This is a genomic window from Bradyrhizobium centrosematis (assembly GCF_045571495.1).
Taxonomy (GTDB): domain Bacteria; phylum Pseudomonadota; class Alphaproteobacteria; order Rhizobiales; family Xanthobacteraceae; genus Bradyrhizobium; species Bradyrhizobium centrosematis.
In genome coordinates this window covers 1,857,398-1,879,145 of record NZ_CP120703.1, presented here as the reverse complement: position 1 = coordinate 1,879,145, position 21,748 = coordinate 1,857,398, and the positions used below count along the sequence as shown (strand labels likewise).

General features: G+C 65.2%; 21 protein-coding genes. 8 read left to right on the top strand and 13 right to left on the bottom strand.

Going from position 1 to position 21,748, the window contains the following annotated elements; all coding sequences use genetic code 11:
• Window positions 1–8 precede the first annotated feature (8 nt).
• Entirely contained in the window at window positions 9–803 is a 795-nt protein-coding gene (locus P6U31_RS09040; RefSeq protein WP_407187854.1) for an IclR family transcriptional regulator, read from the top strand.
• Window positions 804–979: 176 nt separating this feature from the next.
• Here the strand turns inward: P6U31_RS09040 and P6U31_RS09035 are convergent, their stop codons facing one another.
• The 5 genes from P6U31_RS09035 to P6U31_RS09015 are packed head-to-tail and all read right to left on the bottom strand — an operon-like array spanning window position 980 to window position 6,189.
• Window positions 980–1,759: an SDR family NAD(P)-dependent oxidoreductase gene (locus P6U31_RS09035; protein WP_407187853.1), complete on the bottom strand. Its 780-nt coding sequence runs from the start codon at window positions 1,757–1,759 to the stop codon at window positions 980–982.
• A 37-nt stretch (window positions 1,760–1,796) separates the two neighbouring features.
• Window positions 1,797–2,486, bottom strand: coding sequence for a GntR family transcriptional regulator (locus P6U31_RS09030; protein WP_407187852.1), 690 nt, complete (start codon window positions 2,484–2,486; stop codon window positions 1,797–1,799).
• 21 nt (window positions 2,487–2,507) lie between these two features.
• The gene (locus P6U31_RS09025) at window positions 2,508–3,248 is read right to left on the bottom strand and encodes an aspartate/glutamate racemase family protein (RefSeq protein ID WP_407187851.1); all 741 of its coding nucleotides are present in this window, start codon (window positions 3,246–3,248) and stop codon (window positions 2,508–2,510) included.
• A 9-nt stretch (window positions 3,249–3,257) separates the two neighbouring features.
• Window positions 3,258–4,523 (bottom strand): NAD(P)/FAD-dependent oxidoreductase, encoded by a 1,266-nt coding sequence (locus P6U31_RS09020; protein WP_407187850.1) that lies wholly within the window; start codon window positions 4,521–4,523, stop codon window positions 3,258–3,260.
• Window positions 4,524–4,527: 4 nt separating this feature from the next.
• Window positions 4,528–6,189, bottom strand: coding sequence for a thiamine pyrophosphate-binding protein (locus P6U31_RS09015; protein ID WP_407187849.1), 1,662 nt, complete (start codon window positions 6,187–6,189; stop codon window positions 4,528–4,530).
• Between the two features lie 257 nt (window positions 6,190–6,446).
• Between P6U31_RS09015 and P6U31_RS09010 the strand changes: the two genes are divergently transcribed.
• A complete protein-coding gene (locus P6U31_RS09010) occupies window positions 6,447–7,136 on the top strand; it encodes an aspartate/glutamate racemase family protein (protein WP_407187848.1) in 690 nt (229 codons plus the stop codon).
• Window positions 7,137–7,207: 71 nt separating this feature from the next.
• Complete coding sequence (locus P6U31_RS09005) at window positions 7,208–7,846, top strand: TetR family transcriptional regulator (protein ID WP_407187847.1); 639 nt, start codon at window positions 7,208–7,210, stop codon at window positions 7,844–7,846.
• 150 nt (window positions 7,847–7,996) lie between these two features.
• On the opposite strand, the gene uxuA is transcribed toward P6U31_RS09005, so the two are convergent.
• The 6 genes from uxuA to P6U31_RS08975 form a co-directional block, all read right to left on the bottom strand.
• Window positions 7,997–9,187, bottom strand: coding sequence for a mannonate dehydratase (gene uxuA / locus P6U31_RS09000; RefSeq protein ID WP_407187846.1), 1,191 nt, complete (start codon window positions 9,185–9,187; stop codon window positions 7,997–7,999).
• Window positions 9,188–9,200: 13 nt separating this feature from the next.
• Window positions 9,201–10,250, bottom strand: a complete 1,050-nt coding sequence (locus P6U31_RS08995; RefSeq protein ID WP_407187845.1) for an L-idonate 5-dehydrogenase — start codon at window positions 10,248–10,250, stop codon at window positions 9,201–9,203.
• Window positions 10,247–11,653 carry a TRAP transporter large permease gene (locus P6U31_RS08990; protein ID WP_407187844.1) on the bottom strand — a complete coding sequence of 469 codons (1,407 nt, stop codon included), beginning with the start codon at window positions 11,651–11,653 and terminating at the stop codon, window positions 10,247–10,249. The genes P6U31_RS08995 and P6U31_RS08990 overlap by 4 nt, the downstream gene beginning before the upstream one ends.
• Window positions 11,654–11,657: 4 nt before the next feature.
• A complete protein-coding gene (locus P6U31_RS08985) occupies window positions 11,658–12,236 on the bottom strand; it encodes a TRAP transporter small permease (protein ID WP_407187843.1) in 579 nt (192 codons plus the stop codon).
• 106 nt (window positions 12,237–12,342) lie between these two features.
• Window positions 12,343–13,320, bottom strand: a complete 978-nt coding sequence (locus P6U31_RS08980) for a sialic acid TRAP transporter substrate-binding protein SiaP (RefSeq protein ID WP_407187842.1) — start codon at window positions 13,318–13,320, stop codon at window positions 12,343–12,345.
• Window positions 13,321–13,390: 70 nt separating this feature from the next.
• Window positions 13,391–14,191 carry a FadR/GntR family transcriptional regulator gene (locus P6U31_RS08975; protein WP_407187841.1) on the bottom strand — a complete coding sequence of 267 codons (801 nt, stop codon included), beginning with the start codon at window positions 14,189–14,191 and terminating at the stop codon, window positions 13,391–13,393.
• A gap of 142 nt (window positions 14,192–14,333) precedes the next feature.
• On the opposite strand from P6U31_RS08975, the gene P6U31_RS08970 reads away from it, so the two are divergent.
• Together P6U31_RS08970 and P6U31_RS08965 are read left to right on the top strand one after the other, a co-directional pair.
• Window positions 14,334–15,818, top strand: a complete 1,485-nt coding sequence (locus tag P6U31_RS08970; RefSeq protein WP_407187840.1) for a mannitol dehydrogenase family protein — start codon at window positions 14,334–14,336, stop codon at window positions 15,816–15,818.
• Between the two features lie 96 nt (window positions 15,819–15,914).
• A complete protein-coding gene (locus P6U31_RS08965) occupies window positions 15,915–16,322 on the top strand; it encodes a nuclear transport factor 2 family protein (protein WP_407187839.1) in 408 nt (135 codons plus the stop codon).
• A 24-nt stretch (window positions 16,323–16,346) separates the two neighbouring features.
• Here the strand turns inward: P6U31_RS08965 and P6U31_RS08960 are convergent, their stop codons facing one another.
• Window positions 16,347–17,102, bottom strand: coding sequence for an HAD family hydrolase (locus P6U31_RS08960; protein ID WP_407187838.1), 756 nt, complete (start codon window positions 17,100–17,102; stop codon window positions 16,347–16,349).
• A 149-nt stretch (window positions 17,103–17,251) separates the two neighbouring features.
• On the opposite strand from P6U31_RS08960, the gene P6U31_RS08955 reads away from it, so the two are divergent.
• Complete coding sequence (locus P6U31_RS08955) at window positions 17,252–18,100, top strand: SDR family oxidoreductase (RefSeq protein WP_407187837.1); 849 nt, start codon at window positions 17,252–17,254, stop codon at window positions 18,098–18,100.
• A gap of 118 nt (window positions 18,101–18,218) precedes the next feature.
• The gene (locus P6U31_RS08950) at window positions 18,219–19,487 is read left to right on the top strand and encodes a serine hydrolase domain-containing protein (RefSeq protein WP_407187836.1); all 1,269 of its coding nucleotides are present in this window, start codon (window positions 18,219–18,221) and stop codon (window positions 19,485–19,487) included.
• Window positions 19,488–19,547: 60 nt separating this feature from the next.
• Here P6U31_RS08950 and P6U31_RS08945 read toward each other — a convergent pair whose 3' ends face one another.
• Window positions 19,548–20,435, bottom strand: a complete 888-nt coding sequence (locus P6U31_RS08945) for a dienelactone hydrolase family protein (RefSeq protein WP_407187835.1) — start codon at window positions 20,433–20,435, stop codon at window positions 19,548–19,550.
• Between the two features lie 729 nt (window positions 20,436–21,164).
• Between P6U31_RS08945 and P6U31_RS08940 the strand changes: the two genes are divergently transcribed.
• Complete coding sequence (locus P6U31_RS08940) at window positions 21,165–21,743, top strand: MarR family winged helix-turn-helix transcriptional regulator (RefSeq protein ID WP_407187834.1); 579 nt, start codon at window positions 21,165–21,167, stop codon at window positions 21,741–21,743.
• Window positions 21,744–21,748 lie beyond the last annotated feature (5 nt).

Genomic DNA, 21,748 nt, shown 5'->3' with positions numbered 1-21,748 from the left:
GGAGGCGCATGAAGAGAGAAAGCCGCGGCATCCAATCCATCGAGGTCGGCGGAGAATTGCTCCGCGCGCTCGCCCGCAGCGGCGAGCCGATGATGCTGCGCGATCTCGCACGCGAGGCCGGCATGACGCCGGCCAAGGCGCATCCCTATCTCGCCAGCTTCTCCCGCATCGGGCTGATCGAGCAGGACGAGACCACCGGCCGCTACGAGATCGGCGCGCTGGCGCTGGAGCTCGGCCTGATCAGCCTGCGCCGGCTCTCCGGCGTGCACATCGCAAGGCCGAAGATCGCTGCGCTCGCGAGCCAGATCGGACATGCGGTCTCGCTCGCGGTGTGGGGCACGCACGGCCCGACCGTGGTCCAGCTCGAAGAGCCGGCCCAGCCGGTCCACATCGTCATGCGCGCCGGTTCGGTGATGGCCCTGCTAGAGACCGCGACGGGGCGTGCCTTCGCGGCGTTCCTGCCGGAGAAGACGATCAACGCCGCGCTCGAGAGCGGCCTCGATCGTCATGGCGTCGGCTACAACCCGAAACGCGCCGTGAAGGGCGCAAAGGTTGCCGAGATGCTCGCCGAGGTGCGCAAGCATGGCCTCGCCCGCGCACTCGGCGATCCCCTGCCCGGTGTCAACGCATTCTCGGCCCCCGTATTCGATCATTCCGGCCATGTCGCGCTGGTCATCACCGCGATGGGACCGGAAGGAACGTTCGATGCGCGCTGGGACAGCCCGATCGCGCATGCGCTGCGCGACTGCGCGGGGGGCATCTCGAAACGGCTTGGTTATGGAATGACGATCGCGGCGGAGTGAGGGGCACTTAGCCCAAGACGACCACCGCTGTCATGCTCCGCGAAAGCGGGGCATCCGGTACGCCGCAGCCTATCGGCTCTATCACTGCCGTTACGGAGTACTGGATCGCCCGCCTTCGCGGGCGATGACAGTGAGTGTGTAGCGGGCGATGGCAGCGAATGAGACCCCGCCGCCCTCTAGTTCTCCTTCACCGGCACCGTGTAGTTCAGGATCAGCCGTCCGCCATCCGGATAGATCGTCTGCCCAGTGATATAGGACGCATCGTCGCTGGCGAGGAACGCCACGACGGACGCCACCTCGCTCGGCTCGCCGCCGCGGCCCGCGGGCGTGCGCGACATCACGGTCTTGCGGGCGTCTTCGGAGGTGTAGATCGAAGACGCCACCATGTCGGTCAGGATCGTGCCCGGTCCGACCGCGACGACGCGGATGTTGTGCGGGGCGAGCGCGACGGCGGCGACCGAGGTGAGCTGCTTCATGCCGCCCTTGGACATCGCGTAGGTCGCCAGCGCCGGGATTGCCAGCAGCGCGTTCACCGAGGACATGTTGATGATGACCCCGCCGCCGCCTTGCGCGATCATCTGCCTGGCAGCTGCCTGCACACCGAAGAACGCGCCTTTCAGATTGATGCCGATGATCTCGTCGAATTCCTCTTCGGTGATGTCGAGGATGTCCCGGTTCCGGGCGACGCCGGCATTGTTGACCATGATGTCGAGCCGGCCAAATTCCTTCACGGCTGTGGCGACGAGCTGGTCGACATCGGCGCGCTTGGCGACATTGCCGACGACGCTGCGCAGGGCATCCGGCCGCCCGAGCTCGGCGGCCGTGGCAGCCAAGCCTTCGGCATCGACGTCCGAGATCACGACCTTGACGCCGTCGTCCAAAAATCTCTTCGCACAGGCTTTGCCGATGCCGCGAGCCGCACCGGTGATAGCGGCGACCTTGTCCTTGAGCTTCATGTGAGGGCCTCCTGGAAGCAGAACGCCGTTTCAGGCGTCAGTTCGCCGACGACCGCGCCGCCGGCATGTAGATTTGCGCGTAACCTTCCTTGATCGCAGCGGTGATGCGGTCGAGGCGGCGGTCGATGTGCTTTTCCAGCACGGAGACGCAAGTCGCCTCGTCGCGCGCCTTCAGGCCCACGACCACGGCGCGGTGCTCGCCTTGCGTATTGGAGCGGTTGGCGCGGTCCATGTCGATCCAGCGCACGAAGCGGATGCGGGCGTTGACATTGCGCAGCACGCGCAGCATCTCGGCATTGTCGGACATCGCCATCAGCCGCTCGTGAAAGGTCTCATCGAGCTCGACCAGCTCCAGCGAGGAGCGCTCGCCGGGATCGGGGCCGGTGGCTTCGAGGAATCTCAACAGCGCATCGATATCCTCGTCCTTGGCGCGCTTGATGGCGAGGCGGATCGAGGCGACCTCGATCGACTTGCGCAGCTCGTAGAGATCGAAGATCTCGTGCGCATCGAGCTCGCGGCAGAAGAAACCCTTGCCGGGCGTGAAGCGCAGGAAGCCCTCGGTATTGAGGCGGTTGAGCGCCTCGCGCAGCGGCGTGCGGCTGACGCCGAGGCGCTTGGCCAGCTCGCCCTCGTTGAGCCGCTCACCTGGCTTGAACGCGTAACTCACGGCCATCGCCTTGAGCTGTTCATAGACGCGATCGACGATGCTGTCGGAAGCCAATTCCACATTGCTCTTCATAGGCTTCATTTATGCAAAGGCGCGCGGTCGTAGTCCAGCGTGAAACCAGGTGATCATGGAATAGATGTCATAGACCGGCAACCCGATCTCGGCCTGAAGCGCTGCCGCATAAGGCGGCATGTTGGTGCATTCGAGCACGATGGCGCCGACATCGGGGTTCTTGGCGACGAGCTCCTTACCGGCCTCGACCACGTCGCGCTCGGCCAGCGCGATGTCCATGTCCTCCTTCTCGGCCTTGATCAGGACGCGGAAAAACTCTTTGCCGTTCTCGGTGCCGACCAGCGGCGTGTCGAGCGGCACGCCGGCGCCTTCGAGATGGGCCGGCGTCAAGGTCGAGCCCGACACCGTGACGAGACCGACACGTTTGCCCGGCGGCAGGGTCGCCTGCACCCATGGCACCTGCATCAATGATGAGGTGGCAACGGGAACACCGACGGCGGCGGCGATCTCCTTCTGGAACAGCGACAGGAAGCCGCAATTGGTGGTGATGGCCTCGGCCCCGAGCCGCACCAGATCCTTGGCGGCGTCGATGAAGTCGGGCAGCAGGCCGGCCGCGCTCTTCAGCACCACCTTCTCCGGCGACGCCCCGCTCACCACGCGATAGAGCACCGGAAACGGCCAGGTCGTGCCGTTGCCCATGTCGCCGGGAATGCGGGGGAAGCGCGCTTCCAACATCAAAATGCCGAGCGGCGCGCCATAGATGGCCTTGCCGCCGCGAGCGATCCGGGACGAATGGGCTGAACTGGTCATGCTGCGACCTCAGAGGAAACGTTCGGGCGCGAAGGGGAGAAGCGGAATCTCCGGCGTCTTGCCGCTGACGAGCTGCGCGACGAGCCGGCCGGTCCGGGCCGAGCCGACCAGGCCGACATGGCCGTGGCCAAAGGCATAGACGACGTCGCGCGAGGCGCGCGCATAACCGATGCAGGGACGTCCGTCGGGCATGCTCGGCCGGTGGCCGAACCAGGTCTTGATGCGCGAGACCGGAATATCCTTCGGCAGTTTCGGGAACATGCCGATCAGGTGGTCACGCAGGATCTCGGCGCGCTTCCAGTTCGGCGCGGCCTCAAGGCCTGCGATCTCGACGGTTCCGGCGGCGCGCAGCCCCTTGTTGGTCCAGTTCACCACCATCTTCGCGTCAGATGCCATCATCGAGCTGCGCGGCCCCGATTCCGGATGCTCGATCATGACGTGGTAGCCGCGCTCGGTCTCCAGCGGCAAGGGATCGCCGACCGAGGCGGTGAGCTGCTTCGATCGCGCGCCAGCCGCGACCACGGCAGCATCGCAAGCGATCTCCCCGATGTCAGTGAGAACGGCGACGAGCTTGTTGCCGTTGAGCCTGAGGCCGGTCGCCTTGGCCCGCACGTGCTTGGCACCGCCAGCAATCGCATGATTGGCGAGCGCTGCGACATAAGCGCCGGGATCGCGGCAGCGGCCGGCTTCTTCCACTACCACGCCAAAGGTGTAGCGAGGATGCAGGTCGGGCTCGCGCTGACGCATCTCGTCGGCACTGAGCTCGAGCCATTCGACGCCGACCTTCTTGCGCAGGCGCCAGCCGAGATCGTTGTCGAAATTGCCGCGCGAGGTGAAGACATGCATCACGCCGTTGCGCTCGATCAGCTCGGGGACGCCAGCCTCTTCCGCCAGCTTCCGGTGCAGCAGCGGCGCGTCCTTCAACAGGTCGCGCAGGGCGAAGGCCGTGGTCTCGACCCGCGCTTCGGTCCAGCCCGAGAGCAGATATCTGATCAGCCAGGGCAACGCCTTCGGCAAGTAGGACCAACGGATCGCAAGCGGCCCGAGCGGGTCCATCAGATAGCCCGGCACCTTCTTCCAGATGCCCGGCTCGGCCGGCGGGATCACCGAGTGCGACGACAGCCAGCCGGCATTGCCATAGCTCGCGGCCTGTTCGCCGCCGGGCTCGCCCGGATCGATCAGCGTGACCCGATGGCCCTCCCGCAGCGCCTCGATGGCGCTAATCACGCCGATCGCGCCGGCTCCGATGATCGCTACGTGGCGACCGGCAGCCATCGCTTTAAGCCTTCACTGCAGGCGTAAAATCCTTGCCGACCGAGATCGCCCTGGGATCGATGATGCAGTGGAGGATCGACGGCTTGCCCGAGGCCAGCGCGCGCTCGAACGCCGGTGCGAACTCCTCCGTGCGCTCGACGCGCTCGCCATGGCCGCCGAATGCTTTCGCGTACATCGCAAAATCCGGGTTCTTGAGCTGCGTGCCGACGACGCGGCCGGGATAGTCGCGCTCCTGGTGCATGCGGATGGTGCCGTATTGCGAATTGTCGATGACGATGACGACGAGCGGCGCGTCATATTGCACGGCGGTTGCGAATTCCTGGCCGTTCATCAGGAAGCAGCCGTCGCCGGCAAAGGCGACGACGACGCGATCCGGATATTGCCGCTTGGCAAGCACGCCCGCCGGCACGCCATAGCCCATCGAGCCCGAGGTCGGCGCCAGTTGCGCGGCAAAGCTGTGGAAGCGGTGATGGCGATGAATCCAGCCCGCATAATTGCCGGCGCCGTTGCAGACGATCGCGTCCTTCGGCAGGCGGTCGCGCAGCCAGGTCATGACCTGGCCATACTGGAACGTGCCCGGCAGCTCGCGCGCCTTCTCGGTCCAGGCGAGGTAATCGGCGTGCGCCTTGGCGGCCTCGCCCTTCCAGGCCACCGACCCGGCGGGCTTCAGCGTCTCGACGGCCGCCGCGAATGCAGCCGGCGTCGCCTGGATCGCCAGCGCCGGCTGATAGACGCGGCCGAGCTCTTCCGAGCCGGGATGCACATGGATCAGCTTCTGCTTCGGATTGGGAATCTCGAGCAGCGTGTAGGATGAGGACGGCATCTCCGACATGCGGCCGCCGATCAACAGGATCACGTCGGCGTTGTCGATGCGGGCCTTCAGGCCCGGGCTCGGCCCGATGCCGAGATCGCCGGCATAATGCGCGTGGTCGGCGTCGATCAGCGAGGCCCGGCGGAACGAGGTCGCGACCGGCAGGTCGAATCGCTCGGCAAAGCGCGCGATGCTCTTGGTCGCTTCATCGGTCCAGCGCGAGCCGCCGAGGACGACGAGCGGCGCCCTGGCGCTCGCGAGCATCGCACCGACGCGCTCGATGTCGGACGGCGCCGGCCAGCTCACCGCCGGCTCGATGCGCATGGCATCGGCAACGGCAGCGGTCTCCGTCAGCATGTTCTCCGGGAGCGCGATCACCACGGGACCGGGGCGGCCCTGCATGGCGACGCGGAAGGCCCGCGCCACCAGCTCCGGAATGCGATCGGGCCGGTCGATCTCGACCGCCCATTTCGCCATGGTGCCGAACACCGCCTTGTAGTCGAGCTCCTGGAACGCCTCGCGCTCGCGCATGCCGGTGTCGACCTGGCCGACGAACAGGATCATCGGCGTCGAATCCTGCATCGCGATGTGGACACCGTGGCTGGCATTGGTGGCGCCCGGACCACGGGTGACAAAGCAGATTCCGGGACGCCCGGTGAGCTTGCCATAGGCTTCCGCCATCATCGCCGCGCCACCCTCGGCGCGGCAGATCACGACGTCGATCGGGCTGTCGTGCAGTGCATCCAGCGCCGCCAGATAGCTCTCGCCCGGCACGCAGGTGACGCGCTCGACGCCTTGCGCGACGAGCTGATCGATCAGGATCTGGCCCCCGGTGCGGGTGTTGCGGATGGTCATGACGGCTCCTCAAAGCATTGGCGATGCGCAGTTATTCGGATACTGGGTAGGACAGGGCGCGGGGGCGCGCAAGATCGAAAGGCCGCTCGCACCCTGCGCAGACGTCATGCCGGTCCCTGCCGTTTGCACTCCAGCTCATTCGACGACCGCTCCCTGACCGGACCGCGGACAGTTGAGAGCTTCGGGATCGTCCTGATGGCGAGCTTCGATGAATTCCCCTACGATCAGTCAAAACTGAATCGCCTGGAGCATTGGGTATGCAGACCATCGGCCTGATCGGCGGCATGAGCTGGGAGAGCACCGTGCTCTATTACAAGCTGATCAACGAACGCGTCCGCGACCGCATGGGCAAGCTGCATTCGGCCCCGCTATTGATGTACTCCTACGATTTTCAGGGCATCAAGGAGATGCAGTACGCGGGGCGCTGGACGGAGGCGGCGGCGAGCCTGGCCGAGGTTGCGGGGCGCCTCGAAAGCGCCGGCGCGCGAGCGATCGTGCTGTGCACGAACACGATGCACAAATTGGCACCCGACATCGTCTCGAACCTGACCATTCCGTTCATTCACATCGGCGATGCGACCGCGCAGCGGATCCGGGCGAAGGACTACCGCCGGGTCGGGCTGCTCGGCACCAAATTCACGATGGAGGAGGACTTTTACATCGATCGGCTGCGCGCGCATGATCTTGACGTGCTGGTCCCTCCCCCAGAGGCGCGCGCGGATGTCAACCGCATCATCTACGACGAGCTGTGCCTCGGCATCGTCGCCGCCTCCTCCCGCCGCCGCTATCAGGACGTGATGACCGCGCTGGTCGCCCGCGGCGCGGATTGCATCATCCTCGGCTGCACCGAGATCACGATGCTGGTCGGCCCCGACGACACCTCGGTCGAGACGTTCGACACCACGGCCATCCACGCCGAGACGGCCGCCGATTTCGCGATCGGGTGATCGTCTCGCCTTCCCCCACAGCCCTGCCGTAACTCTGCGTCAGGGCCCATCAGACAGCGACGCTCAAGCGCATGCCGCCTCCATTAAAGCGCACCAACGACCCCGAGCGCACCAAGCGCGACATCCTCGAAGTGGCGATGGCCGAATTCGCCTCGGAAGGCTATTCCGGCGCACGCGTCGATGCGATCGCGGCGCGGATGCGCACCTCGAAGCGGATGATCTACTATTATTTCGGCGGCAAGGAGCAGCTCTACCTCGCGGTGCTTGAGGAGGCCTATCGCAGCATCCGCGCGCTGGAGGACCAGCTCGACATTGCCAGCTGTGACGCCCGCGAAGGGCTGCGGCGGCTAATCGAGGCGACCTTCGATCATGACGAGCGCAACCCGAACTTCATCCGCCTCGTCTCGATCGAGAACATCCACCACGGCAAGCACCTGAAGCAGAATGTGCAGCTGCGCCAGCTCAACGCCAGCGTGATCGCGACCCTTGACGGCATCCTTAAGCGCGGCCGCAGCGAAGGCGTCTTCCGCGACGACGTCGACGCCATCGACCTGCATCTGGCCATCAGCTCCTACTGCTTCTTCCGCGTCGCCAACCGCTACACCTTCGGCGCCCTTTTCGATTGCGACCTCAGCGAGCCCAAGATGCTGGCGAAGAGCCGGGCGCAGATCGTGGAGATGATCCTGGCCTGGCTGGGGGCGAAGGCTTAACAGCACCCCACGCATTCGGCGCTGAGATCCGCGACTGGCTCTCCCTCCACGTCATTGCGAGCGCAGCGAAGCAATCCAGAGTTTTTGTGTGGAGGGATTCTGGATTGCTTCGCTGCGCTCGCAACGATGCTGCCGATAGAGCTTATTCCCTCACCGATGCTCGATCGCCCTGATCGCGCCGCGGAGCTCGGCGAGGCCGCGGAGGCGGCCGATCGCGGTGTACCCGGGATTGGTGCGCTTGGTGGCGGCGAGATCGTCGAGCATGCGGTGGCCGTGGTCCGGGCGGAACACGATCCTCTTGTCGGGCGAACGTCGCGCGTTCTCCTTCAAGAGCGCCTTGAGCACTGCGACCATATCGACATCGCCGTCGAGATGATCGGACTCGTAGAACGACTGGCCGTCGGGCTCGCGCTTGGTGGCGCGCAGATGGGCGAAGGCGATGCGCGGGCCGAAGCGCTCGGCCATCTCGGGCAGATTGTTCTCAGGCCGCACGCCGAGTGAGCCGGTGCACAGGCAGATGCCGTTGGCCTTGGACGGCACGGCATCGAACAGCGCCTGATAGTCGTCGGCTGAGGAGGCAATGCGCGGCAGGCCGAACAACGGCCGCGGCGGATCGTCCGGATGCAAGGTCAGCGACACTCCTAGCTGCTCGGCGACCGGCGTCACACGCGCAAGGAATTCGACGAGGTGCTGCCGCAAGATCTTTGGCGTGATGTCGCGATAGGTCTCCAGCCGATCGCGGAATTGCGGGATCGTCATCGGCTCGGTGGTCGAGCCCGGCAGCGCGCTGGCAATGACCATGACGAGATAGTCGATGTCGGCCTGGCTCATCTGCTCGAACAGCTTCTTTGCGCGCGCTTGCGCTTCCGGCGAATAGTCCTGCACGGCGGCCGGACGCTTCAGGATATGCAGCTCGAAGGCGGCAAAGCGATTCTGGTCGAAGCGCATGGCGCGAGCGCCGTTCGGCAGCTCCCATTCGAGGTCGGTGCGGCACCAGTCGACGACAGGCATGAAATTGTAGCAGATGATCTTGATGCCAGCGGCAGCAACCGCCTCCATGCTCGCGATCCACGCCTCGATCGACTTGGTCGCCTTAGCCCCAAGACGCTTGACGTCATCGGGGATCGGAATCGATTCCACCACCGACCAGGTCAGCTGCGAGCGGCCGGGCTGGCCGTTCTCGATGAAGTTCTTGCGCTCCTCGACCGCCTTGCGCGTCCAGGCCTCCCCGATCCGCACCTGATGCAGCGCCGAGACGATGTCGCTCGCCCCGGCCTGCCTGACGTCATCGAGCGAGACGGGATCGTCGGGCCCGTACCAACGCCAACCTTCGAGCATCATGCTTCGTCTCCGATCAGTTCGCGGTCAGCACGACCTTGACGCTCTGCGAGCGGTCCAGCGCGAGCCGCAGCGCGTCGGGCGCGGTCGAGAGCGGCCGCTCGGCGGTGACCAGCGACAGCACATCGACGCTGCCGTTGCCGATCAGTTCCACCGCATTCATGAACTCGAAGCCGAACCGGAACGAGCCGCGCAGGTCGATCTCCTTCGCCATCACGGCATTTGACGGCGTCGGGATCTGGCCGCCGGGGAGATTGCCGATCTGCACCACGATGCCGCCGCGCCGGACGATGCCGATCGCGCTGGCAAGGCCCGCAGCCGTGCCCGAGACCTCGAAGGCGATGTCGTAGGGCCGCGAGGCGGCCTGCGTCTTCAGGCCCTCGTCTCCACCCGAGACGTTCTCGACATGCGATGCTCCGAGCCGGCTTGCGAAAGCGAGCGGCGCCGGGGCGATGTCGGCCACGGTGATGTCGGCCATGCCGGCGCGGCGCGCAGCGAGCATGGTCAAGAGCCCAATCGGGCCGGCACCGAAGATGATGCCGCGCTTGCCCTCGATGTTGCCGGCGCGCGCGACGGCGTGCAGGCAGACCGCGAGCGGCTCGGCCAGCGCAGCCGCCTGGTAGGAGACGTGATCGGGAATCTTCACGCATTGCGCGGGGATCGCGTCGAAATAGTTGGCGAAGCCGCCCTGCATGTGCGGCGTCTTCGAGGCCGAGCCCATAAAGTAGATGTTCTCGCACAGGTTCGGCCGGCCCTCGCGACAGGCGACGCAATGGCCGCACCAGCGCGACGGGTTGACGGCGACGCGGTCGCCGAGCTTCAGATTGGCAGCAGTGCCTGCGATCTCCACGACCTCGCCCGAGATCTCGTGGCCGAGCACCAGCGGCGACTTCACCACGAAATCGCCGGTGCGGGCGTGGCGGAAATAGTGCATGTCCGATCCGCAGATGCCGCCCGCGCCGAAGCGGATGCGCACCATGCCGTCAGCGAGCTTGTCGAGCGGATGCTCGATCATGCGCAAATCTTCGGGACCGAACAGGGTTGCGGCGAGAGCGGTCGAGGTCATTTGGAGAGTCCCATGTATTTTGGCAGCCAGAGGGTCAGGTCGGGAATGTAGGTGATCGCGATCAGCGCGAGCAGCAGCGGCACCAGCCAGGGCAGGATCGCGACCGTCGTGCGTTCGACCGAGAGCTTGGCGACGCGGGCGAGCACGAACAGCACCATGCCGAGCGGCGGATGCAACAAGCCGATCATGAGGTTCAGCGTCATGATCAAGCCGAAATGAATGGGATCGATGCCGAGCTTGAGCACGATCGGCAGCAGGATCGGCACCAGGATCGTGATCGCCGCCGTGGTGTCGATGAAGCAGCCGACGAACAGGATCAGCACGTTGGCGAGTGCCAGGAACACCCATTTGTTATGGGTGATGCTGAGCATCCAGTCCGAGAGCATCTGGGCCGCCTGCGACACCGTCAGCAGCCACGCGAAGATCGAGGCGGCGGTGACGATGAACAGCACCGAGGCCGTGGTCTCGATGGTGTCGAAGGTCGCTTTGGCAACGGTGCGGAACGTCATGGTGCGGTAGCGCACGAGACCGAGGAACAGCGACCAGATCACCGCGGCGACCGCAGCTTCCGTCGGCGTGAACCAGCCGAGCGTCATGCCGCCGATCAGGATCACCGGCGCCATCAGCGCCATCACCGCCGAGAAGTCGAAGTACCAGTCGATGATCAGCAGCGTGCCGAGGCCGATGACGACCGCGATATTGACCGAAAGGCCGGCGAGCACCATCAGCCAGATTGCCAGGGGGAAGGACAGCACGATGACGATCTCGAGGCCGGCCGAGCCGAGCTGCGGCCAGGAGAACGGCGTGTCGCTGCCCCATTTGTTCTTGTGCGCGAAATAGGTGACGGTCGCCATCATGAACAGGGTCAGGACCACGCCGGGAATGACGCCGCCCAGGAACAGCGCGCCGATCGAGACGTTCGCCATCATGCCGTAGATCACGAAGGGCAGCGACGGCGGGATGATCGGCCCGAGCGTGGCGGAGGCCGCGGTGACACCGACCGAGAACTCGGTGGAGTAGCCGTGGTCCTTCATCGCCTTGATCTCGATGGTGCCGAGGCCGGCGGCGTCCGCGATTGCGGTGCCGGACATGCCGGAGAAGATCACCGAGCCGATGATGTTGACGTGGCCGAGGCCGCCGCGCATCCATCCCACCAGCGCGACCGCGAATTTGTAGATTCGCCCGGTCACGCCGGCGATGTTCATGAGGTTGCCGGCCAGGATGAAGAACGGCACGGCGAGCAGCGGAAAGCTCTCGACCCCGGCGATCATGCGCTGCGCCAGCGTGACGTCGGGCGTCACGCCGCTGACCAGGATGTAGAGCAGCGACGACGCTGCCATGGCAATCGCCACGGGAACGCCGAGCAACATCAGGACGAGAAAGCCTCCGAGCAGCAGCAGCATGATGTTATATCTCCGATCCGTCGTAGGCACCGGGACGTTCGAGGACCGAGTAACCCTGCCGCCAGTTCTGCATTGCCACCTGCACGGAGCGTCCGAACATCAGGACGAAGCCGAGCAGCACGGCGTAATAGACGAAGTTCTTGGGGAAATTGATCGTGGTCATCTGCTCGTCGCCGATGATCTGGATGTAGACCCAGACCAGCTTGGTGGCGTAGCCGAAGAAGGCGATCCGGATCAGGTCGATCCCTGTCGACAATCCACGGCCCACGGGCTGCGGCAGATAACGGTAGACGAGGTCGACCTGGATGTGCCGCGACAGCCGCACGCACATCGAGGCGCCGATGAAGACCACCCCGATCAGGCAATAGGTCGCGATCTCCTCGGTCCAGGCGTAGCTGTCGTTGAGCACGTAGCGGGTGAAGAACTGGAGGAAGACGGCGAGCGCCATCACCCAGAAGATCGCAAGCGCCACCCAGTCCTCGAACGCGTAAATGCCGAGATCGACCTTCGGCGTCGCCTCCTCCTCGAAAGTGTGGGCGATCTCGTCCGCGGTGATCTGCCGGTGGATTTCGGCGGTGGACATAGTTGCTCCTCTTGACGTCATTCCGGGGCGACGCGCGAGCGTCGGACCCGGAATCTCGAGATTCCGGGTCTGGTCCTTCGGACCATCCCGGAATGACGACTCACTACTACTTGACCGCCTGGATCCGTTCCCAGTCGGCCTTGCGATAACCGAAGGTCTCGAACGCGACGTTCTTCAGCACGGTGTCGCGGAACTCGTTCTTGTCGACCTCGGTCACGGTCAGGCCCTTCTCCTTGAAGAAGGCGACCAGCTTGGCTTCGTTCTGCTTGATCTCTCCTGTGGCCCTGGCCGCGGCCTCCTGCGCCACGTCGGTGAAGATCTTCTTGTCCTCGTCGGAGAGCTTCTTCCACAGCGCGCCGGCAATCACTGTGTTGAGGTGATCGACGATGTGGCCGGTCAGCACGATGTGCTTCTGCACCTCGTAGAACTTCTTGGCCTCGATCGTGGTCAGCGGATTTTCCTGCGCCTCGACGGTGCCGTTCTGGAGCGCGAGATAGACTTCGGCGAAGGCGATCGGCGCGGTGTTGGCGCCGCAGGCCCGCGGCATGGCGAGGTAGGCCGGCACGTCGGGCACGCGCATCTTCAGGCCCTTCATGTCGGCGCAGGTCTTGATCGGCTTGTTCGACGAGGTCTGGCGCACGCCGTAATAGGTCACCGCGACGATGTGGTGGCCGCTCTTGTCCTCATAGCCCTTGGCGAGCTCCTTGAAGATGTCGCTCTTGGTGTAGGCGAGCAGATGATCGGCGTCGCGGAAGGTGTAGGGATAATAGGTGACGCCGATCGGCGCAAAACTCTTGGCCGCGAAGCTGGAGCCGGAGATGATGATGTCGACCGAGCCGAGCGACAGGCCCTGGTTGATGTCGGCTTCCTTGCCGAGCTGCGAGGCCGGGTAGACCTCGATCTGGTAGCGCCCGTTGGTGCGCTTGCCGATCTCCTGCGCGGCCCAGACCGAGGCGGTGTGGAACGGCTCCGAGGTCTCGTAGACATGAGCCCATTTCAGCTTGGTCTGGGCCATGCCGGTACCGCTCGCCGCCAGCAGCGCGGCGGCGGACATCACCGCTGCAATCGTCATCTTCCTCAACATCGACTTTTCCTCCATCGTTCAAGTCTGCTTCTTGTTCGCCCGCCCCGGCACGGATGCAGGCCGCCCAATCTCATCGCCGCTGCGCGCTGCTGCTCGCGGAGCGCTTCTTCTTCGGCGCATGTTTCGATTTCGACCGTTTCGCCGCCGATCTCACCGAAGCCGATCCCGCCGCGGTCTCGGCACCGAAATTCTGCGCAAAGCGCTCCTGAGATCGCACCAGATGAACGCGCATGGCTTCCCGCGCGGCGTCCGGATCATGCGCGGCGATCGCGTCGCGCACGGCGCGATGCTCGTCGAGCGCGGTGCGCCACGTGCCCGGGCTCTCGAAATAATGTGCAAGCTGCGCGAAATAGGGATTGAGACGCTGGTCGAACAGCTCGCCGACCACGCGCACCAGAACGGCATTGCCGAGACTTCCGGCGATCGCGACGTGAAAGGCGCGGTCGTGCACCATTGAGGCTTCGCCGGGATGCTCGACATTCTCCATCGCCACGAGCGAGGCGTCGATGCGGGCGATATCGTCCCTGGTCGCGAGGCGCGCCGCCTGTTCGGCGATGGCGCTTTCCAGGAATTCGCGCGCGCGCAGCAGCTCGAACGGCCCCTCGATGACGGCGGCGGGGGCCGGCGCGGCGACTGCGGCGGGCTCGATCACATAGATGCCGGAACCGACCCGGATGCGCAGCCGCCCCTCGACCTCGAGCGCGATCAAGGCCTCGCGCACCGTCGGCCTGGACACTTTGAGCTGCTCGGCGAGCTCGCGTTCGGTCGGCAAGCGGCTGCCGACCGCGTACTCGCCGCTGTCGATCAGGCTTCGCAATTGATCGGCGACCTGGCGATAGAGCCGTCTCGCCTCTACAGCTTCCAGCGGCACGCTGGTCCTCCCGAAAGGGTCCGTCAGGGTCGTCCAGACCCGTGGCCCGCCAATTTTGGAAAATTGGTCTTACCAATTGACCAGAGCATTGACCGAGGACAGACAGCATGTCAAGCAGCGGCAAAGCAAAAGGGAGACGTCCATGCGCCAGAGCTCGCTGCGCCTTGGCCGCGCCAATCTCGACCGGTTGGCACCTGCCATCCGCCGTCCGGCCTATGACCGATTGCGCGTCACGCCCGGCATCGTGCATTTGGGCTTGGGGGCTTTTCATCGTGCCCATCAGGCCGTCGTCGTCGACGATTGCCTTGCCGCGGGAGCGACGTCCTGGGGCATCGTCGGCGCCAGCCTGCGCAGCCCGGATACGCACGACGCCCTCGCCCCGCAGAACCATCTCTACACTGTTGCCGTGCGTTCGGCCGAAGGCACCGAGCACCGCGTCATCGGCGCGCTGCTCGACAGCGTCGTCGCGCGCGAAAATCCGGCAGCCCTGGTCGAGCGGATGACCGATCCCGCCACTCGCATCGTTTCGCTCACCGTCACCGAGAAGGGCTATTGCCACACGCCGCAGACCGGCGACCTCGACGAGCGGCATCCCGACATCGTGCACGACCTCAACAATTTCGATGCCCCGCGCTCGGCGCCGGGCTTCATCGTCGCCGCGCTGGCGCGGCGGCGGGCCCAGGGTCTTTCGCCCTTCACCGTGCTGTGCTGCGACAACCTCGCCGCCAACGGCCACACCGTACAGCGGATCGTGACGCAGTTCGCCGCGCTGCGCTCCAGGGATCTCGGCAAGTGGATCGCCGACACCGTCGCTTTCCCCTGCACCATGGTCGACCGCATCGTGCCGGAAACCACGGATGCCGACCGCGATGCGGTGTCATCCGCACTGGGCCTGCGCGACGCCTGGCCTGTGATGACCGAGCCGTTCACGCAATGGGTGATCGAGGATCGCTTCACCGCCGGCCGGCCCGACTTTGCGGCAGCGGGTGTCGAACTCGTCGGCGACGTCAAGCCGTTCGAGCTGATGAAGCTGCGGCTGCTCAACGCCAGCCATTCGGCGCTGGCCTATCTCGGCTATCTCTCAGGCTACGAGACCATCGCCGACACCATGCAGGATCCGCATTTCGCGCGCCTCGCCGCGGAGGTGATGGACGAAGCCGCGGTGACGCTGACGATGCCCGCGGGCACTGATCTTGCCGCCTATCGCACCTCGCTGCTCAAGCGCTTTTCCAATCCGGCGCTGCATCACCGCACCTGGCAGATCGCGATGGACGGCTCGCAAAAGCTGCCGCAGCGGCTGCTTGGTGCGATGCGGGATCGCCTCGCCAGCAAGCTGCCGATCACAACACACGCGCTCGCGGTGGCCGGCTGGATGCGCTACGTCACCGGCCGCGACGAGCAGGGCCGCGCCATCGACGTACGCGATCCCGTTGCCGCCGAATTCGCCGCCCTGGCGCGCGAGGCGGGACCGGTCGCCGAGCGGCTCGCGCCCGCGCTGCTCGGGATCGAGAAGGTGTTCGGCCCGCTGGGCGCCGAGCCGCGCCTGCGCGAGGCCGTAACCGCTGCGCTCGGCCAACTCTACCGGGTCGGCGCGCGGCAGGCGGTGGAGACGCACGTCTCGGCCTGACCATAAAACGGGCAATGCTGCACTGCGTCCAAATCGACGCGAATTCGAACGGAAGTCGCGCTTGATTTTTGCCGGGCCTTGCCCCACCCGAGAGCGATGGCAAAAGACAGCAAGGTCATCGCCGCCAACGCGGCCTTTTACGCCGCGTTTTCAACCGGCGACTTCGCCGGCATGGAACGGATGTGGGCGGACGACGACAGCATTTCCTGCATCCATCCTGGCTGGCCGGCCATCATCGGCCGTGCCACCGTGATCGGAAGCTGGCGCGACATCCTGCAGAACCCGCAGCGGCCGCAGATCGTCTGCGCCGAGCCGCAGGCCATCGTCGACGGCGACAGCGCCCGCGTGCTCTGCATCGAGATCGTGGACGGCACCGCGCTGGCTGCGGCGAACCATTTGCGCCGCATTGGCGACGACTGGCGCCTGGTGCATCACCAGTCGAGCCCGATCGCGCAGATTGTCGAGCAGGCTGAGGACGATAGAACGAGCCACCGCGTCCACTGACGGTGGCGGGGGTACGGGCGCGTCCTACTGTGCATGGGGTCGTTTTTCAGTTTCTTGTCTGACGACCCCGAGTTCCGAGAGGTCGTCCAGCACGACCCGTGCCGCGCTGAAATCCTCATCGCGGAAAAACATGCTCCGGCTGATCAGGACCGGAATGCCGGCGCGTGAGGCCGCAATCAGCCCGTTTGCGGAATCCTCGATGGCAACGCAGTCCGCCGCGTCCAGCTTCAGCCGCGCCAGGGTTTCGAGATAGACGTCCGGTGCGGGCTTCTTGTGCCTGACATCGTCGCCGGCGACGATGGCGTCGAACTGCGCCGCCCAATGTGTCCCCAGCGCCCGCGACAGCAGCACATCGATATTGCCGTGCGAGGTCGTTGTCGCGATCGCAAGCCGCTGGCCGCGCGCCTTGGCCGCGGCGAGCAGTTCGGTCACGCCCGGCCTCAGCGGACAGCAGCCGGTTTCGACCAGCTCGGCATAGCGCGCGGACTTGATGCGGTGAAGCTCGGTAATGTCCGCATCGGACAAGGCCGAGGCGATTTCAAGCCTTGCATGATAGGCGCGCATGCGCTCCTTGCCGCCGGTCACCCGCAGCAGGTCCTTGTAGACAGCTCGGCCCCACTCCCAGTCGAGACCGTGGCACGCGAAGGCATGGTTGAAGGCCTGCCGATGCAACTCCTCCGTCTCGGCGAGGGTGCCGTCGACGTCGAAGATCAGCGCGGCCGCGCGCCGGATCAGCGTGGTGGCATCCGCCAGCGCTAAGGCGAGCGCCTCTGCTTGCATGATCGACGCCTCCTCCCGACTGGCCGTGACGAGCGAGCATCTCCCGCCCTGGCGGGCGAGACAAATCGCAATATCTTTTGCCCGACCCAAAAATCTCTTATGAGCAAGCGACGACGCGGACGGGAACTTTCGACCTGCACGGGAGACGCATGCGGCTTTTCATTCTTGGCCTCGGCTATAGCGCCCGGCACTTCGCCCGCAAACACGGTGGCAGCTTCTCGCATCTCGCTGGCACCGTGCGTGATCCCGCGCAGCGGAACGACCTTGCCGGCATCGAGGTGCACGCCTTTTCCGGCAGCCATCCACGGCGGGAGACGGTCGAGCAGGTTCGCGCCGCCGATGTCCTTCTGGTGTCGATCCCGCCCGGCAGCGCCGGTGATCCCGCGCTCGCAGCTTTCGGCGACGTGCTGGCGACGGGCCGGCGCAAGGTGATCTATCTCTCCACCATCGGCGTCTACGGCGATCACGCCGGCGGCTGGGTCGACGAGACCACCCCGCCACAGGCGACGCTCGATCGCACCCGCATGCGCGTCGCCGCCGAGCAGGCCTGGATGGACATTGCACGCGGCGATGCAGCGGTGCTGCGGCTTGCCGGCATCTATGGTCCCGGTCGCAACGCGCTGGTGACGCTGCGCGCCGGCACGGCACGGCGCATCATCAAGCCTGGCCAGGTCTTCAACCGCATCCACGCCGACGACATCGCCAGCGCGATCGTGGCCGCCACTCACCACGGAAATGGCGGCACGTGGAATGTCTGCGACGACTTGCCAACGTCGCCACAAGACGTGATTTCCTACGCGGCGAAGCTGATGGGCGTTGCCTCGCCGCCCGAAGAGCCGTTCGAGACCGCGGAGATGTCGGCGATGGCACGCAGCTTCTATTCCAGCAGCGCGCGTGTCTCCAATGCGAAATTGAAGCGCGAGCTCGGCGTCGCGCTTGCTCATCCGACCTATCGCCACGGCCTCGACGCGCTGTGGCGCGCAGGCGAAGGACGATAACGGTTCCGACGTTGTCAGCCCGTCTCAGACGCGCCCTGCGCGTGCTTGACTTTGTTCCTGCGCGGTCGTGATCTAGGCATCACGCGAGCCAACGCATGAGCTTGCCTGGGAGGATGTAATGAACAAGACGATCGCCATGATCGCGGCAGCGGCCGCCTTCATCACGCTCGGCGCAGCACGCGCCGCACCATTGCCCGAAGCCAGCCCTGACGATGTCGGCTTCTCCAGACAGGGGCTCACCCGTCTGGACGACTTCTTCGCGCGCGAGATCGCCGCCAAGCGCGTGCCCGGCGCGGTCGTCGCCATCGCGCGTGACGGCAAGCTCGTGCACTACAAGGCCTATGGCCTGCTCGACCCGGATAAGGGCACGCCGATGCCGGTCGATGCGATCTTCGCGCTGGCATCGATGACGAAGCCGATGGCGGCGGTCGCGGGGCTGACCTTGATGGAGCAGGGCCGGCTGCCGCTGCAGGCCAAGCTGTCCAACTACTATCCCGGCTTTGCCGACATGAAGGTCGGCGTGACCCAGGCTGATGGCTCGCTCAAGCTCGAGCCGCAGGCCTCGCCGATCTTCATCCATGATCTCTACCGGCATACGTCAGGATTGATGTATGGCGGCCGGCCGGACTCATCGAGCCCGGTCGCGCGGCAATATCCTGACGGCGTCGCGCCGGCCATCGAAGGCGACACCCAGGCGTTTATCGACCGCATCACGAAGCTGCCGCTGGCGCATCAGCCGTCGACCGAATTCGAATACGGCTTCTCGATCGACGTGCTCGGCGCAGTCGTCGAAAAGGTGAGCGAGCAGAAGCTCGGCGACTATCTCGCCGCCAATGTCTGGCAACCGCTCGGCATGAAGGATGCAACCTTCCATCCGACCGACGCGCAGCGCCCTCGCCTCGCCCGCCCCTTCGCCAACGACCCGCTGACGGGCAAGCCGCAGGCCATCAAGTTGTTGGACACGCCGACCAAGTTCGACTGCGGCGGCGCCTGCTCGTTCGCAACGATGGGAGACTATCTCCGCTTTGGCCAGATGCTGCTCAACGGCGGCGAGCTCGACGGCCAGCGCATCCTCTCGCCGAAGACTGTGCATCACATGACGACCAACCATCTCGGCCCCGAGATCAAGAACAACGTGGCGAATATCGAGCCGCATCGCGGAGGCTTCGGCTTCGGCCTTTCCGTCGCGGTCCGCACCAGCGAGGGCCTGTCGTCGGTCCCCGGCAATCCCGGCGAGTTCACTTGGAACGGCGCCTACGGAACCCAGTTCTTCTGCGACCCCAAGGAGCGTCTCGTCGTCGTGGTGGGAACGGCGGCGCCGGGCGAGCTCAGGAAGTATTATCGCGAGCAGATTCAGGACATCGTCTATGGCGCGATGGTGAAGTGAGATCGCTGCGCATCGAAAGAGGAGGGGCGGCCGATCTGGCCGCCCCTTTGATGTCCGGCGTCAGCTCAAGACGCCGTACTTCTTGAACCAGGCCTGCGCCTGCTTCCAGGCATCTTCCGCGGCGTCCTTGCGATAGCTGCCGCGATAATCGGCGTGGAAGCCGTGCGGCGCCTCGGGATAGATCTTGAATTCGGCTGTCTTCTTGTTCTCGGCCAGCGCCGCCTTCATCTGCTCGACCTGCGCAACGGGAATGCCGGTATCGGCACCGCCATAGAGGCCGAGCACCGGTGCCTTCATCTCGGGCGCGAGCTGCATGGGGCTCTTCGGCCACAGTGGATTGGCGGGATCGACCACGGTGCCGTAGAAGGCAACACCGGCCTTCAGCGCGCCGCTATGGGCGGCGTATTCCCAGACCGTGCGGCCGCCCCGGCAGAAGCCGATGATGCCGAGCTTGGCGGTGTCGCCGCCCTGCGATCCCGCCCACGCCACCGTCGCGTCGAGGTCGGAGAGCAGCTCTGCATCCGGCTTGGCATTGACGATCGGCAGGAGGTCCTTGATCTCGGTGACCTTGGTGAGATCGACGCCCTTGCGGAAATAATAGTCGGGCGCGATGGCGAACGCGCCGAGCTTGGCGAGGCGCCGCGTCACGTCCTTGATGTATTCGTGCAGGCCGAAGATCTCCATGGCCACGATGATCACCGGCGCCTTGGTGTTGCCGGCAGGACGGGCGAAATAGACGGGCATCTCTTCAGAGCCGACCTTGATCTTGGCATCGCCGGTCTGCAGACCATTGGTGTCGGTGGTGATCGCCTCGGCGCGCACCGGCCCGGCCGCAAGCGTGTAGCCGGCCGCCACGGCCGCGGTGGCGCTCATGAATCCGCGGCGCGAGACCGGGGCGACTTTCGTCAATCCGACGACGTCGGATGTCATGGTGGTTTCGAAGCTCATCGGTCTATCCCTTCCTGCTGCCTATGCTGGTATCCCCGGAGGCGACGCATTCGCCGATAGTTGCCGGCCAAACGCAAATCACCAGCCTGCGAGCACGCGCGCATTCGGGCCGGCCCTGCCGTTGGTTCAGCAGCGCAGCTTCTGGGGCCAGCTCATTACGACAAGGCGTTGCCAATCTGGATGGCGAGGAATGCCGCTGGCGATGACGCCGGAGAGCTCGAGCATGTTGCCCGGCCGTGACTGCCAATGCTGCAGGTCTGACGTCAACCACGCTGCCAGCTCGAGTCCCGATGACGTTCTGAGTTTGCGTAGATCCGCGAGGGCCGGACTTAACCGTCTAGTCGCATTGCATCGCAACATCCATTAACCGAAAAAAACGGTTCCGTCCCGGCCGGCCATACCGCCTGGCGCCGGGACGGATGCGCATGTTCGCGCATTCCACGCACTCAGCCGCAACAAATGGACGGCGCAACGGGCACAATGACGCACTGTGTTGCTCGCGCGTGTGTGCATGCCCTCAATCGCATGCGCGCAAGTCGTGATTTGATTGAAATTTTCGAAGGACTCGAGCCGTCCGGTTTACTCGAACTTTCTTTGTGACGCCCTAGTTCCACCACCGGAAGTTCCATCTCCGGCAACGGAGAAGCCCCCGGGGACTTCATTCTCGTCCACTCAGATTGCGCTGCCCAAGGCTCAATTGAATAAAGCTTTATCCGACCTGGAACTGAAATGAATTTGGCTCGCGAATCGATTGAACTGTTGGAGCAGGTCGCGCGAATCCTGTGGTTCGAAGGCACCAAGCACGGCTTGCGCGACCGCGAATGGATGGCGCTGCGATTCCTCTCCCGGGCCAACCGCTTTTCCCGGACGCCTTCGGCGCTCGCGAGCTACGTCGGCACCACGCGCGGGACCGCCTCGTTCATCATCGGAGAACTCGAGCGGCTCGGCTATCTCGAGCGGAAACGCTCGGCCACGGACAAGCGCTCGGTGATGCTGAGCGTGACGCAGCAGGGCAAGAAGTTCCTGGTACGCGACCCCGTCAACGTTCTCGTCGAGGCGATTGCCGTGCTCGACGACGAGGTCAAGATCCGCTTTCGCGACACGTTCCGGCATGTGCTGGATCAGTCGGACGCGGCCGAGCAGCGGCACCACACCGACGTCTGCAAGCGATGCATCTTCCTGCGGGAGGATCGCACCGCCACCGACAACAAGACGACGGTCGAATTCAGCTGTCGCCTGTTTCGCGCGCCGATCGCGGAGTCGGAGGTCGATCTGCTATGCACCAGCTTCGAGCATCACCGCCAATAGAGGCG

What these genes read in the sequence shown, in the direction of transcription:
- P6U31_RS09025 (WP_407187851.1), bottom strand. Translation starts at nt 3,248, where the DNA reads ATGACCAGTTCAGCCCATTCGTCCCGGATCGCTCGCGGCGGCAAGGCC.
- P6U31_RS08990 (WP_407187844.1), bottom strand. Translation starts at nt 11,653, where the DNA reads ATGCTGCTGCTGCTCGGAGGCTTTCTCGTCCTGATGTTGCTCGGCGTT.
- P6U31_RS09010 (WP_407187848.1), top strand. Translation starts at nt 6,447, where the DNA reads ATGCAGACCATCGGCCTGATCGGCGGCATGAGCTGGGAGAGCACCGTG.
- P6U31_RS08970 (WP_407187840.1), top strand. Translation starts at nt 14,334, where the DNA reads ATGCGCCAGAGCTCGCTGCGCCTTGGCCGCGCCAATCTCGACCGGTTG.
- P6U31_RS09035 (WP_407187853.1), bottom strand. Translation starts at nt 1,759, where the DNA reads ATGAAGCTCAAGGACAAGGTCGCCGCTATCACCGGTGCGGCTCGCGGC.
- P6U31_RS09040 (WP_407187854.1), top strand. Translation starts at nt 9, where the DNA reads ATGAAGAGAGAAAGCCGCGGCATCCAATCCATCGAGGTCGGCGGAGAA.
- P6U31_RS08940 (WP_407187834.1), top strand. Translation starts at nt 21,165, where the DNA reads ATGAATTTGGCTCGCGAATCGATTGAACTGTTGGAGCAGGTCGCGCGA.
- P6U31_RS08985 (WP_407187843.1), bottom strand. Translation starts at nt 12,236, where the DNA reads ATGTCCACCGCCGAAATCCACCGGCAGATCACCGCGGACGAGATCGCC.
- P6U31_RS08950 (WP_407187836.1), top strand. Translation starts at nt 18,219, where the DNA reads ATGAACAAGACGATCGCCATGATCGCGGCAGCGGCCGCCTTCATCACG.
- uxuA (WP_407187846.1), bottom strand. Translation starts at nt 9,187, where the DNA reads ATGATGCTCGAAGGTTGGCGTTGGTACGGGCCCGACGATCCCGTCTCG.
- P6U31_RS09005 (WP_407187847.1), top strand. Translation starts at nt 7,208, where the DNA reads ATGCCGCCTCCATTAAAGCGCACCAACGACCCCGAGCGCACCAAGCGC.
- P6U31_RS08960 (WP_407187838.1), bottom strand. Translation starts at nt 17,102, where the DNA reads ATGCAAGCAGAGGCGCTCGCCTTAGCGCTGGCGGATGCCACCACGCTG.
- P6U31_RS08945 (WP_407187835.1), bottom strand. Translation starts at nt 20,435, where the DNA reads ATGAGCTTCGAAACCACCATGACATCCGACGTCGTCGGATTGACGAAA.
- P6U31_RS08965 (WP_407187839.1), top strand. Translation starts at nt 15,915, where the DNA reads ATGGCAAAAGACAGCAAGGTCATCGCCGCCAACGCGGCCTTTTACGCC.
- P6U31_RS08980 (WP_407187842.1), bottom strand. Translation starts at nt 13,320, where the DNA reads ATGTTGAGGAAGATGACGATTGCAGCGGTGATGTCCGCCGCCGCGCTG.
- P6U31_RS09015 (WP_407187849.1), bottom strand. Translation starts at nt 6,189, where the DNA reads ATGACCATCCGCAACACCCGCACCGGGGGCCAGATCCTGATCGATCAG.
- P6U31_RS08955 (WP_407187837.1), top strand. Translation starts at nt 17,252, where the DNA reads ATGCGGCTTTTCATTCTTGGCCTCGGCTATAGCGCCCGGCACTTCGCC.
- P6U31_RS08995 (WP_407187845.1), bottom strand. Translation starts at nt 10,250, where the DNA reads ATGACCTCGACCGCTCTCGCCGCAACCCTGTTCGGTCCCGAAGATTTG.
- P6U31_RS09020 (WP_407187850.1), bottom strand. Translation starts at nt 4,523, where the DNA reads ATGGCTGCCGGTCGCCACGTAGCGATCATCGGAGCCGGCGCGATCGGC.